Source organism: Sinomicrobium weinanense, assembly GCF_018863395.1.
Classification (GTDB): domain Bacteria; phylum Bacteroidota; class Bacteroidia; order Flavobacteriales; family Flavobacteriaceae; genus Sinomicrobium; species Sinomicrobium weinanense.
Genome location: NZ_JAHKRR010000005.1, coordinates 96,403 through 110,417 on the forward strand (window position 1 = coordinate 96,403; position 14,015 = coordinate 110,417).

A 14,015-nucleotide genomic window follows, 5' to 3' on the forward strand; every position below is an offset into this window, starting at 1 on the left:
TTTGGAAATTAAACACGAAAACTACTTATAAAATGTAATATTCACAAATAACCCCGGAGAATTAACAAATATGGGGTTGCCGGTTGCAGGTTTCCAGTTGCCGGTTAGTGAGTTGAGCATGCCTGAATAAGGTTGCCCTTTTTCTGGTTAATAATTAATTTTAAATGTTGCTTTTTGTTCATTTGCTATTAATTAGTTTTCCGTAAATTCTATCACTTCCCCTCCTTTGCGGGAAAGTTTTGTCCCGTTCCGGGTGTAGTACTGCCATTGCCCATCTTTTTTACACAATACGGGAAAAGACAGATCGACCCTGGTCTCGTAATGACGCATGCTCCTGTTCAGAATTACATCATCAAGTTCGACAGGAACAATTATTTTTCCATGCAGACCGGCCATACCAAACTTTTCGGGAGGCATATGACCGGAATAAAAAGAACCGTTGATATATTTTCTCCCGCCTTTTTTCAGCAAAAATCCCTGTTCATTCTCAAAAGGATATACAGCACTGTATCCGGGGGACAGGAGTACCTGACCCTGATGATCGGCCAGGCCTATTACCGCCAGGTCCGTATTTTCACTGTCCTGTTCAACCAGGAACAAATGGTCTTTTGTGATGTATTTGAAATCGATGTCGGTATTACTGTAATAATGATATTTTAACGACACTATGATCTGGCCGGTGCTGTCTGCATAACCGTATACAGGGGGAACGCGATTATCCGCCCCCTCTTTTCCCAGTAATGTTATTCCGTGTTTAAATTCTTCGGAGGTTACATCATATTCAAACGGGATCACGGTTTTGGCCTGTGTATCGATAAACCCAACCTTCAACTTACCGTTGATCATTTTATCTACCCGCGCCAGTCCGCTGGAGAATTTACCTATCAGGGAGCGGGTATATGTGGTGTCTTTCTGACCATTATAATGATACGTGCTGTACTTTTCGGGATAGGCCTTCCCTTGTTCTATATTGTACAACTGTGCAGCAACGCTGTCTTTTGCTACCAGCAACACTTCCGGAGCACCGGTTTTCCACACCATCGGGTAATCGAGAACCATGCTTTTTTGAGTTTTCGTACGGAACAGGTTATAGCCCCCTTTACTTCTCAGCAGCCAGGTTTCACTGGTCAGCGGTGTAATTTCATCGTATTTTATGGGCAGGATCGTATTTCCTTCGGCGTCGAATATTCCTTTTAAGCGATTTTTATATTCATCTCCTGTTTCTGCCTGGATCCAGCCGTTGTCTAAAAAAGCAACTTTACTGTACCCTACAGGAAGGACCTGTTTTCCTTTTATGGTATATACCCCGTTCTTTCCTCCTCCGTAAGATCTTGTACTCACCCGGAGCAGGTTTCCCGATTCCGGTTTACCGATATGACCGTAAGCCGGGGAAATGATCTCCCGTCCTGTTCCCAGGTCGTAAAGTCCCTTTTTTTCATTGTTTTCCACGATGAGCAGGGCAGGGTACTTTTTATCGTAATGATCCCATTTATCGTATCTTACAGGCATTACCACCTGGCCGTCCAGGTCATACATGCCCACTTTGCCCTCATGGGTAACTTCCACCAACCCGAGAGAAGGGTCTTTGTTATAACTGGAAAATCCGCTGGAGGCATTTTTTACATTTTGAAATTCGGGAGGGACAAAGAGCCCGGTTTCAGGGTCAAAAAAGCCATATAATTCTCCTTCTTTTACGACAATGATCCATGTATCCGGCCCATCCGGATGTGTTATTTTTATGGACGAGATGTCACTGTATACGGGGTCCAGCAGTTGCCTTCCTTTACGGTCGAGCAAACTGTACATCCCTTCTACACTCACCACAAAATACGGCCCTTGTATGCTGATATCATCAAAATGGGTATCCAGAACGATATTTCCTTCCAGGTCTGCCAATCCTGTCTGGCCGTCCCTGTGCAGTAAAAGATAGGGCAACTCTCCTTTGCTGTAGAGGTTGAATGGTTCTTCAATATCGTCATAAACACAAGGCAGGAGCTCGGTCCCTTCAGCATTGACCAGGCCGGTCTTTCCGTCCTTCCGTACCCTTAACAGGCCTCCCCTTATAAGTTCGGCATCTGTAAAATCCTTAAATTCCTTTGCTGTCGGAATATATACAACCACCGGGGCACCGTTGCGTTTAAAGGACATCACCCATTCGTCACTACGCATATTCATAGGGGTGTGTTCATACCAGAAGGGGACCAGTACTTTATTGTTGAATGAAACAATCCCCCACTTCCCGTCTTTTTGTGCATATACATAGTCGGACTTACGGCCGCAGCCACCACAATAGTCCAATCGGTCATAGGTAGCGGGAACGGTCATTTCCCGGGTTTTACTATTGTACACTCCCCAGTTTTCACCCTGTTTCACAGCATAGTGCATCCCATCCAGGAAGTAGTTGTTGCCAAATTGCGAAAGTTGCTGAAGCTGCGGCGGATCACTATCCAGGTTAAACCGGGGCTTTCCATACTTCCGGAACACCTCATCCGTAAGGTCGTATCCGGGTTTTAAGATCCACTTGCCATCAGGAGCCAGGATACCCCATTTGTTGTCCTTTTCCCGGAAGACCGCAAATACGGTTTGGGGAATACCATCAGGATCTTTTTTCAACTCATACCTGTACTGTTCAATGGCATCGGTCGTGCCAAAGGTATCTGCGCCATAGATACGGTCAAAGGCATATTGCCCGGTAGTGTCGATATAAAAACTTTTGCCGTTCTCTTCTACACGGGCAAAGTTCTTTACAAAACCGGAAAGTCCGTTTTTCACCTCTTCCCGGGCTTTGGCATCTGTATTCTGGGCAAAAATATCCTGAGATAAAAACAGGGAAATCAATAAAACTAAAGCCGTGTGGGTTTTCATCCTATACATCACAGACATACTCATTTTTTAAGTCGCAGCTAAATTTCCCGCGCTGGGATTTCAGCTTGTAAAACGACCTCAAAAGTACATCTTTCCCTTTCATTGACAAATCCCCTGGATCCGGTATTTTCCGCGATATCGATGCAATTAATCGGCTTTTATCCCCGGCTGCACTATTTTATAAGCTGTTTTTGCTTTTTCTTTGGCCACGATCTCCTTTACATCTTCCAATAGTTTTTTGGCATCGTATATGATACCGTCTTTGATCGTGTACTTTACCCCTCCTACGCGGACTACTTCGTTATCTTCTGTAAGTCTTATGCTTCCGGTTCCGTACAGGACCTGAAAATTTTCCAGGGGATTTTCTTCAACAATGACAAAATCTGCCAGTTTTCCGGGTTCGACCGTACCGATCTTATCGTCCATCCCCAGGGATTCCGCTCCGTTAAGCGTGGCGGCTTTTATGACTTCCAGGGGGTGGAACCCGGATTCGCGCAGGAGCTCCAGTTCGCGGGGATACGCAAAACCGTACAGTTCGTAGATAAATCCGGCATCCGTTCCCACAGTTACCCGGCCACCCCGATTTTTATATTCATTTACGAAGGCCATCCACAGCCTGTAATTCTCTTTCCATTCTATTTCCTGTTCCGTACCCCAGGAATGCCAATAAGACCCGTGCGACTGCCTGCTGGGGGCATAGAACTCCCAAAGGGAAGGCAGGGTGTATTCTTCGTGCCATTCAGCGCGCCGTGCCCGGGCCAGGTCCCTGTTTGCTTCGTAAATAACGAGGGTTGGGGACAGGGTAAAATCGAGGGAAAGGAGTTCGTTCATCACTTCATTCCATTTTTCCGAATAGGGTTTTGCTGCCTGTTTCCACAACTGGCCGGCTTCTCCAAAGCGGTCCTGTTCATTCTGGTAGTTATAGTCGAGGGAATAATACTGAACCGTCCTGTCGTCAAAAAGGGCCTCCGGGAGGCCATACCAGTGCTCCATGGAGTTAAGGCCGGCCCTGGCACTGTTCAACACATTCCATCCTCCGACATAGATCTGGGCATGATGCATTTTGGACCGCAATCCCAGCTTTTTATTTTCATCCAGGGCTGCCGCCATGATCCTGGGAGGGGCGCCAAAGAACTTGATCCCGTCAGCACCTTTTTTGGCATTCTGGCGCACCCATTCCCTGGCCTGTTCGGGAGTGGATATGGGAACATCGCTATTCCTGGCAAACCCGGTATAGGCTTTTATTCTCGGGGCAGTGATCTCGTTGCTTTCGCTTTTTTTCTTTTCGTCCAACACCCAATCCAGTCCGTTACCGCAACCGGGGTCTGCAATGGTGGTCACCCCGTGCCCCATCCATAGCTTAAATACATATTCTGCGGGCGTGCCCTGGGATGTTCCTCCGATATGGGCATGAGTATCCACAAAACCGGGCAAAATATACATGCCGGATGCATCGAGTTCTTTACCCCCGGGTTTCAGTTCGGGGCGTTTTTCGGGGTCGATCTCCACTCCCGGGTAACCGACGGTTTTTACATCGACGATACGATTGTTCTCCACCACGATATCCACGGGGCCGATCGGTGGTGCCAGGGTACCGTTGATCAGGGTTGCCCCCCGGATGATGAGTTGTGGCCATGGGCCTTCGCCTTCTTCCCTGGACGGGGCCTTTTCTATCTGGGCATATGTATGGAACGCAGACATGACAGTACATGTCAGAAGCAGGTATATTTTCAGTATTCTCATAAGAATTTTGCTTTACGGGTTATGCTTTATAAATATAACAAGGCGCTACGGAAGGCCCCGGGATATTGCACTCTTAACCTGAGCATTATATCATTTATACGGGGCCATTGCATTATTTCCGCGTATATTGTGCAGGTTCCTGTTCTTCGGGTGTGGATGCCCGGATAAATTCGCGGATATGTTCGTTGGCCGTGGCCAGGTCTTCATTCCGGAGGTACATCATATGGCCGCTGCGGTATCCTTTCCAGCTCATACGGTCGCGGAGTTTGCCGCTGGGGTCCATTTGCCACAGGTTGTATTTGGAATTAAAGTAATCGGTTCCGCCATCGTAGTATCCCGACTGTACCATCACTTTCAGGTACGGGTTCTGCGCCATGGCCTGGCGGAGGTCTTCGGCCGTGGTGTTACCGCTCCTGTCCCACGGCCGTACAGGGCCGAACATATAGTATTTCAGGTCGGTGTCATATTTCAGGTAATTCTTTACGTAATAATTGACCGCAGGTGTAAATGAGTGTAGCCAGGTGGTGAGTTCGGGAGAATAATCAGGGCGTTCCCCCGCATCCATCCGGTCTATACCGAGATACCTGGAATCCAGCCTTCCTATGGTAAAGCCCTCATCCCGCAGGAGCTCTTTCCAGAAGAAAGATCTGGGGATCCTGAGGTTGTGTTCCAAAATCACTTTTTCAGACAAACCGGAATAATGGGCAATGCGGGCGGCTACTTTTTGTTTTTCGCCCTGCGGCAGAAAGCCTCCTTTGGCTATTGCAGGGACCAGTTCATTTATGGTATACTGTTCCACTTCAGGCAATATGTCGGTGAGGTCCCTGGACTGCAGGTCCTGTGGCAACTTTTTATGGAACCAGGCTGTGGCCGTATAATAGGGCAAAAAGTTGGCCGCCCCTACGGCTACTCCCCTTTCTATACCCAGGTTGGTGGGCGATACCAGTATAACCCCGTTCAGGTACATCCAGTGTGAATTCTGAAGTTCCAGGGAAAGGCCGGAAACACGCGGAGTACCATAGCTTTCACCAATAAGGTATTTCGGGGACTCCCAGCGGTTATGACGGGTAACAAAGGTGTCTATCCAGCTGGCCAGATATTTGATATCCTGCTTAACTCCAAAAAAGGTCTTCTGTTTTTCTTTATCGCTCAGGCTGTCTACGGCCCTGGAATAGCCGGTATTGACCGGGTTGACATAGACAATGTCAGCTACATCGAGTATGGAATTCGGATTGTCTTTAACACCATAGGGCTGTATGGGATAGCCTTCTTCGTCTATGGTAAGGATCTTCGGTCCGGTATATGCCAGGTGCATCCATACCGACGCAGAACCCGGTCCCCCGTTAAACGAAATGATCAGCGGCCTTCTGGCCTTGTCCTTGACATCAGACCGTTCATAATAGGTAAAGAACAGCCCTGCAATGATCTTTCCTTTATCGTCCCAGACCGGTTGTTTTCCGGTGGTTGCGGTATATTTTACCGGGGTTCCCTTTATGGTTACCTGCCCGGTGGTGGTCACCGTGGAATCCATACTGGTATTGAGTTGCTGACCTTTTAAGGGTAATGCAACAAGTATACAAACGGCTATAAATATGTAAATCTTGTTCATGGTTTGGTTGTTTTTTGGTTAAAATTATTAGTGCTGTATACATATTATTAAACTTTGGTTTATCCTAAGCATGCCCGCACTGAGCGTAGCTGAAGTGTCGAATGACCCAGGGTCAATTTATATCCCAGAAAAGTTTTGTCGTCAACAGGTCGCCTCCTATTGCCGCTGCGGCGCTTTCATAATTGGAACGATTCAGGTTTTGTTCTGAAATGGGATAAATAAGCCTTACGGGAACTATATCTACATAAGCCCCGGGTGGAGCCATAAGTTCCGGATAGTCTATACGCCTGTATTCGGTCCACGCTTCGAGGCCCTGGTTGAAGAGGGCTATCCATTTCTGTTCCCCTATCTTCTGTTTCCAGTCTCCTGTGGCCGTACTATAAGCTACTTCCGGTTGTTGTAAATAGGTTTCTGCGCCTGTTACCCCGTAATATTCAAAAGATGCTTTTATGGCCGTATTGTAATGCGCTTCGGCGTCAGTAACGGAAGCAATGTTGCGTTCGGCGGCCTCGGCCAGAAGAAATTCTACCGTGGCATAGTCCAGGAATATTACGGAGGTTGTGGGTTCGTAGAACAGCAGCCCGAAACGGGAGTAGGAGTCATAAGAGACCACTTCTCCGGGAGGCGATCCTACATACATGCCGTTGACATCCTGGAAGAACACGCTTCTCCTGGGGTCTTCCAGTTCGTTCATCAGGTCTATAAACGGTTTTGCTCCTACAAAATCCCTCCGGTTCCCGACGGCCAGGTCGGTCCATAATTCATTGGTATTCGGCGGGGCGCTCAGGTGTTCTACCTGGGCAATATCTTCATTGGAGGTAAAAACACCCGGAAGCGCCCCGGCAATGACCTCAGCAGCCAGCCCGGGATCGGAATCCGCTATACGCATTCCCATTTGCAAAAGCAGGGAATTGCCGAATTTTTTCCACAAAGCAACATCGCCCGCGTAGAGTATGTCGTTCTCCCAGCTGGCTTCCGATGTGTCCAGGTTATTGACCGCGGCCCTCAACCTGCCCAGCAGGTCTTCGTATATGGTCCTGGCATCGTCGTACTCCGGCGATATGTTATTTACATCCAGGGCTCCGCTATAAGGAATATTGCCAAAAGACTCTACCAGTTTGGCATAGGTAAAGACTTTCATGACCTCAATAGTGGCCAGTCTGTTCCGATTGACCACCTCATTGGCGGATTCATCGGCCAGCATCTCGCTTTCAACGACCCCCGAACTTTTTTCCAGGTTGATCAGGACTCCCATATATACATTGCTCCAGGCAAAATTGGAAAAGTAGGTAGCCCCTTCATTATAGGTCACCGAAGAGATCTGCTGTGCCAGTATCCGGGTGGTATTGAACGGATTCCCGTCTGCACCGTAGGTGATGCCGCTCAACAGATCGGACATATTCTTTATGGCCAGATTAAAAAAGCTATCTGCCGGGGCATCGGTAACGTTCTTTCTATCCACATTCCTGTCTTCCAGATCTTCGGAACACGAGAACAGTATAAAGAATATGGAAAACACGATAAAAGAGTTTTTCATGACAGTTGAGTTTTTAGTTAGAATTGAAGTTGCAGGTTTACCCCAAAATTCCGTGTTGACGGCAGCACTCCATTCTGGAACCCCTGTAAATTACCGGAGCTTAAATTGGCTTCCGGGTCGGAAAAAGGCAGGTTTTTGTGAATGATCCACAGATTAGACCCCACAAGGCCAACTCTCAGCGACTCCAGATGAAGTTTTTCCATAAAAACCATTCTGGGCAATGTATAGGTCAGGGTCACTTCCCGGAGCTTGACATAAGATGCGTCATAGATAAAACTGGCGTCAGGAGCCTTGATGCTACCCGTGGCATTGGTATAGATGTCCATGCCCGTACGTATGGTATTTGGACTGCCGTCGGGCGCAACTCCGTCGAGTATGATACCTCCGCCGTTTTCCAGAGAGTTCCGGACGGGGTTCCCCAGGTCGTTCAGCCCGGCCGAGTAGCCGTACAGTCCTGACCTGTTCCCCGTAGAAATATCCTGGGAAAACACATCGCCGCCCTTCTGAATGTCGATCAGAAAACTAAAGCTCAGGTTTTTGTACCTGAATTCATTGGAGATCCCTCCGTTCCAATCGGGTGTGATATTACCGATAACATTATTGGAAGTAGTGGTACGTTCGTATTCTCCGGTTTCCTGGTTAATGACCCTTTTTCCATCGCGATAAATAAAGTCCGTCCCCTGGATGGTGCCATAGGGTTCTCCGACAGTGGCATTGATGGTCACTCCGGAAACGCTTCCCAATTGCAGGTTACTTCCTCCTTCGAACAGGGAAAGTACCCTGCTTTTGTTTTTGGCCCAGTTCAGGTTGATATCCCAGTTGAAATCCTCGCCGGATATGATCGTACCGGACAAGGCAACCTCAAGCCCCTTGTTTTCAATTTCTCCTGCATTTACATACTTTGCAGCATATCCGGTAGCAGTAGATATAGCCACCGGCATGATCTGGTCTTTGGAATTGGTCTTGTAAGCTGACAGGTCCATCCGGATTCTGTTGTCCAGAAAGCGTAGTTCCAGGCCACCTTCCACGCTTACTGTTCTTTCGGGTAAAAGGTCTTCGTTATTCTTGGTAGATTTCACCCCGTATAACGGAATTGAACCGAACGGTGTGGGCTTGTTAAGAACATCCCAGAGGCTGTTGGCCGGTGCCGAACTCCCCACCTCGGCATAATTAAGCCTGAATTTCCCGAATGAGAGCACTTCGCTTTCGATAAGATTGGAGAACAGGAAACTCGTGGAAATCGAAGGGTAGAAATAGGTGCTGTTCTCGGGTGGCAAGGTGGAGGAATGATCGAACCTCCCTGTAAGGTCCAGGTACAACAGGTTGTTGTATCCTAAAGACAACAGGCCGTAATACCCGTCTACCCCGATCCTTTCTTCTATTTCTTCCGGGGCATTCGGGACATTTACCGAATTAGACAGGGAGAAGATCCCGGGAATGACCAGTCCCCCGTTCGTAACCGCGTAGATGGAACTAAAGTCATTCCTCCGGATATTGATCCCCAGAACCCCGCTGATATTGAATTTATCGGTGACGTACTTGTTGTAATTCAGCATAAGATCGTAGTTCATTTCACTGTAATTGATATTTCTCCTGGAATATCTTCCCACGGCTCCGGCAGTACCTTCATTAATGCGTTCTTCCTGGAGAAATGAATAGGTATCGAGCGAAACCTTTCCTTCTACATTCAGCCAATCTTTGAATTTATATTTGATGGAAGCATTACCGAAAATACGGCTCCTCGTATCATCTTCATAATTTTCATAGACCACCCAATAGGGATTGTCTATCGTCCCTCCCATAAAAGGGTCGATGTTTTTTCCGGTGTTGAAATACGCTCTCTTCAATTCCTGTATCCCTACGTTCATGGCCCAGTACTTACGCATGGACGCTACAACGTTACCGGCATTATCCCCGGTTTCATTACCTGTACGGTTTCGCCCCAGGGCATCGGTCTTGACATAATTTGCACTTCCGGCCACGCTGAGCTTTTCGGAAATATCGAAAGAAGTGTTTATCGAAATATTGTCTCTGGACAAATTACTGTTGGGCATAATCCCCTCCTGATAGAAATTGGTATAGGCTATCCTATAGGTTGCCCTATCACTGCTTCCGGCAAAGGAAATGCTGTTGGTGGTGGTCACGGGGGTCTCGAAGAAGGTGATCAGTTTATCTTTCGGCGCTTCCCAGGGTGTTGGTTTCAGGTAATTGGGAGATTCCGGGTAAAAGGAATCCCATTGATATACCAATAAGTTTGAATCGAACGGTGCTCCGTATGAACCGTAGGCCGTGGAAGGAGAAACCAGGTCGGGAACCCCGTCCCCGTCTACATCCCTCTCCTGAAAAAAACTGTTGTTATCCGGTCCGTATATGGCTCCATACCCTGTACCGTACTTATATTGATAATCGGGCCATGTAGACTTGTCTACCCACCCCACCGTTACGCTCGAATTGACAGTGACTGTTGGTTTTTTCCCGGCACCGCTACCGGATTTTGTGGTGATGATCACTGCCCCGTTCGTTGCCCTGGAACCATAGAGCGCGGTTGCAGCAGCACCTTTGAGGATGTTTATGGACTCAATATCATTGGGGTTGATATCTGAGGCCAGGTTACCGTAATCGAACCCTCCGGCACCGGTTTGCTGGTCTGAAGTGTTGAAGTTTGAGTTGTTGACAGGCACTCCATCCACGACAAACAGGGCCTGGTTGTTCCCGGTTAGCGACGTACTTCCCCGGATAACCACATTACTGGAACCGCCAAGGTTCGTATTCTTCCGGATCTGAACGCCGGCCACTTTACCGGACAGGGAATTGACCACATTGTCTGACGGCACTTTATTCACGTTTTCCCCGTCTACCTCCTGGGTAGCATATCCAAGGGATTTTTTTTCCCTGGAGATCCCCATGGCCGTGACCACAACTTCGTCGAGCTTGGCCGAGTCTTCCACCAGGGTTACTGTGACTGAAGACTGTCCGTTTACAGGGATCTCCCGGGCTTTGAACCCTATATAGGAAATCACCAGAACAGCATCTTCGCTCACCTCCAGCGAAAAATTACCGTCGAAATCTGTTTGTGTACCGTTTGAAGTTCCTTTTTCCAGGACATTCGCCCCCGGCAGGGGCTGCCCATGGGCGTCAGATACAACACCGGTCACTACGGTTTGTATGTTCAGGGCCAAAGGCTCTTTCTCCGTGGAGCGGAGTTTTTGCTGCCGGTTGAGAATGATCTGCCTTCCCTTGATCTTATAGTCTACATCAGTCCCCTGAAAAAGAATATCCAGGATATCGGGGATCTCTTTCTGTTTAATTTTCAGGGTGATCTTTCGGCTCAGGGAAGTGACCCCGCTTTCGTATAAAAACCGGTATTCCGTAAGGGTCTCTATTTTACGGAATGCTTCTTCGACGGTTACATCTTCCAGGTCCAGGGTGAGTTTACTATCCGACGGGGAAGAATTTGCCTGAACCTCAAAAAATGAAACGATTAGCAGGATTGCTGTAAATGTCATCCTCAATCCAGGTTTTGGAAATCTCCAGAACGGGGAGTTTCTGGTTAGCTTTTTTTTCATAATTTTGCATAGATTTTAATAGTTAATGGATTACGACATCAAATTCACTATTAAGTCTATCGGGGAAGGCGCCAACATTCCCCGATTTTTTGTGAATCCTTCAGGTAAAAAACACTACATCATAGGCATCTGATTTTATTTGATTAATAAATTACGATCTTGCGGTCCTTTATTTCATAATTATAGGCAAAGACCTCCCCGATCGACTTCAAAACATCCGATATACTTTCGACGTCTACACTAAACCTGGCATTTAATTTTTTGCGGGCCAGGCCGGGATTCCTGTTCTCTATGGTCACATTGTATTTGCGTTCCAGTTTTACCAGGGATTCTTCGAAGGGTGTTTCCCTGAAAACCAGTTCGCCTTTGGTCCAGCTTGTATACAGCTCAATATCCACCTTTTCCGTCCTGGTGGTATGCGAAGTCCTGTTCCAGGAACCCTTGGTCCCGGGTTTCAGTATGGTCTTGCTGCCGGTGTTGTATGAATTGGTCATTGCTACGGACCCTTCTATCAATACTGTTTTAACCTCTGCATCTTCCCGGTATGAGGATATATTAAATTCCGTTCCCAGTACCTTTACCGTTACCGCATCGGCATGCACAAGAAAAGGATGCTCTTTGTCCTTGGCCACTTTAAAATAGGCCTCTCCATCAATAAAGACCTCTCTTTTCCGGGGATCCGAAAATTTCACCGGGTACTTTATCCGGGTCCCCGAATTTAAATGCACCTGTGTACCGTCAGATAATTCGACTTCAAAGATCTTCCCGTAGGGGATATGAAGCTCGTGAAATATGAGTTCATCAACTTTTGCACCGGGCTTATAACGAATGGTGTTCCCCTGCTGCTCCGCAATGACCTCGCCAGAAGCAGAGACGAATTGCTGGCTACCGGTTTGGTCGATGACCTTTATCTCCCTGTCCATCCCAGTTCTCAGTTTTATGGCATCTTCGGCAATACCGTATTCCGGGGGCGAAGAAAACAATACCTGGTACAGATACACCACAGTAATAGCGCCGGCCAGGACAGCGGCATATTTTAACAGGTATTTCCACATCGGGATCACCGGGGTTTCAGGGATGTTCAACCTGTTCTTCAGTTTTTCCAACTCCCGGTCAGTATTGAGGCTTTCCAGGAAATCCAGGGATTCGTCCACCAGGTTTTCGTCATACAGTGTGCGGATCACTTCCTTTTCAGCATCGGTCAGGCCCCTGAGGTCTTCCGGAGCTATCTCACCAGAAGTTTTAAGTTTTTTCAGCAGTTGTTTTATCCGTGCCTTTCGCAGCATATTCGTATCGTTTCTGATAATATGTTATAAAATATGTTAAACAGGGTGACAAAAAATTATCTTTTTTTGATTTTTTTTCGCAACACACTCTTTTTAGGTCGCATTTTTTTTGAGTTCAGTTGAAAATTGTTAATTTTCCCTGAAATCCCCTGTACAAATGGACTCCAACCCCTGAATGAAAGCGAAGTCTGACATAAAAACCGTTGAAATTGAACAACTTTTTAAAGAAAATTACGATCTCCTTTGCCTTGCTGCTTTTGGAATTTTAAAAGACAGGGATGCGGCCAGGGATATTGTACAGGATTTTTTTGTTTTTTACTGGCAGAAAAGAGATACCGTTTCCATAAACATTTCTTTCCGGGCCTATGCGGTCAGGGCTGTAAAGAATTTAAGCCTGCTTTCCCTGAAGAATGTTAAAAAAGAGCAATCCCTGCTTCGCGACCTGATAGCAGAGGAAAACGAAGTAAAAGCTCCCTATGACCCGCAATGCCCCTATAATAAAGTGTTTGAACTGATAAACCAATTGCCCCGGAGCAGGCGGGAGATCTTTATCTCTTCTGTAATGCACGGCCAGAGCTATTCGGAGATCGCCGAGTCTTATAATATTTCCGTAAATACGGTAAAAACCCAGATCAAGAGGGCCTATGTCTTTTTAAGGGCCAGAGTAAGTAAAGAAGATCTGTTGTACCAGTTTGTCCTGGCTTCTTCTGCCGCATGGGAGATTCTTCTCGATACGGCATTTTAAGTCGCTTTTGGTGACTTAAAATGTCCACTATCAAGACATGTTAATATTGATTTATGTATTTTCCAAAACCCCCATCTAAAAGCGTCTTTGCGAGGAGCCGACCGAAGGAGGTGACGTGGCAATCTCGTCTGGCAGGCAGCATACCTCGATGACATGCGCAAACCCGCGGGGAGATTGCAGCGCTTCGCTCGCAATGACGCAGAAACGTCATTACAATTTATACGTTTGCTAAAATGTTAGGTCTCGAACTGACAACAGGTGGTCTTATAATACTTTGTACCATCAGACCGAAATGATAAAAAATGCCGTGAGTGGAAGAAACAAATACGATCACGCCTTAAAAAGCCAGGGATTCACTCACGGCCGTTTGCAATAAAGGTTGGTTTTTCCTTCCTCCGTTGCCTGGGTTGGGGTAGATCAATTCACGTTTAACCTGTCATGGGCGTGATGTGCGGTTTTAAAAAGCCCGTATACCTAAAAAAGAATGCTGCAAATTACCGGGTTGAACTCATAAAAACTTGTCTGGGAGGGATTATTTCTTATCTCTAAGGGATTTTTTGTTAACACAAAAGCTATTTTTGATAGTTTTTTTCTTACAATCAGCATTTTTAGGGCTGTGGGGACAAGGTAAGGCAGGAAATTATCGTTTTCTTACGGAAATCCG

7 protein-coding genes are annotated in these 14,015 nt (G+C 47.0%); 1 reads left to right on the forward strand and 6 read right to left on the reverse strand.

From position 1 onward, the window contains the following. Nucleotides 1-192: 192 nt before the first annotated feature. From KN811_RS15440 to KN811_RS15465, 6 genes are all read right to left on the reverse strand, one after another. The gene (locus tag KN811_RS15440) at nucleotides 193-2,874 is read right to left on the reverse strand and encodes a WG repeat-containing protein (RefSeq protein WP_187966251.1); all 2,682 of its coding nucleotides are present in this window, start codon (nucleotides 2,872-2,874) and stop codon (nucleotides 193-195) included. Nucleotides 2,875-3,012: 138 nt separating this feature from the next. Next, nucleotides 3,013-4,608 (reverse strand): amidohydrolase family protein, encoded by a 1,596-nt coding sequence (locus tag KN811_RS15445; protein WP_187966252.1) that lies wholly within the window; start codon nucleotides 4,606-4,608, stop codon nucleotides 3,013-3,015. 112 nt (nucleotides 4,609-4,720) lie between these two features. Continuing rightward, on the reverse strand, nucleotides 4,721-6,217 hold the full coding sequence (locus tag KN811_RS15450) for a S10 family peptidase (protein ID WP_187966253.1): 1,497 nt from the start codon (nucleotides 6,215-6,217) through the stop codon (nucleotides 4,721-4,723). Between the two features lie 112 nt (nucleotides 6,218-6,329). Continuing rightward, nucleotides 6,330-7,754: a SusD/RagB family nutrient-binding outer membrane lipoprotein gene (locus KN811_RS15455; protein ID WP_216334883.1), complete on the reverse strand. Its 1,425-nt coding sequence runs from the start codon at nucleotides 7,752-7,754 to the stop codon at nucleotides 6,330-6,332. A gap of 17 nt (nucleotides 7,755-7,771) precedes the next feature. Further along, nucleotides 7,772-11,260 carry a SusC/RagA family TonB-linked outer membrane protein gene (locus KN811_RS15460; RefSeq protein ID WP_247716522.1) on the reverse strand — a complete coding sequence of 1,163 codons (3,489 nt, stop codon included), beginning with the start codon at nucleotides 11,258-11,260 and terminating at the stop codon, nucleotides 7,772-7,774. A 203-nt stretch (nucleotides 11,261-11,463) separates the two neighbouring features. Next, entirely contained in the window at nucleotides 11,464-12,606 is a 1,143-nt protein-coding gene (locus KN811_RS15465) for a FecR family protein (RefSeq protein ID WP_187967508.1), read from the reverse strand. A gap of 175 nt (nucleotides 12,607-12,781) precedes the next feature. Here KN811_RS15465 and KN811_RS15470 point away from each other — a divergent pair, with 175 nt between their 5' ends. Continuing rightward, a complete protein-coding gene (locus KN811_RS15470; protein WP_187967509.1) occupies nucleotides 12,782-13,351 on the forward strand; it encodes a sigma-70 family RNA polymerase sigma factor in 570 nt (189 codons plus the stop codon). Nucleotides 13,352-14,015: the final 664 nt, after the last annotated feature.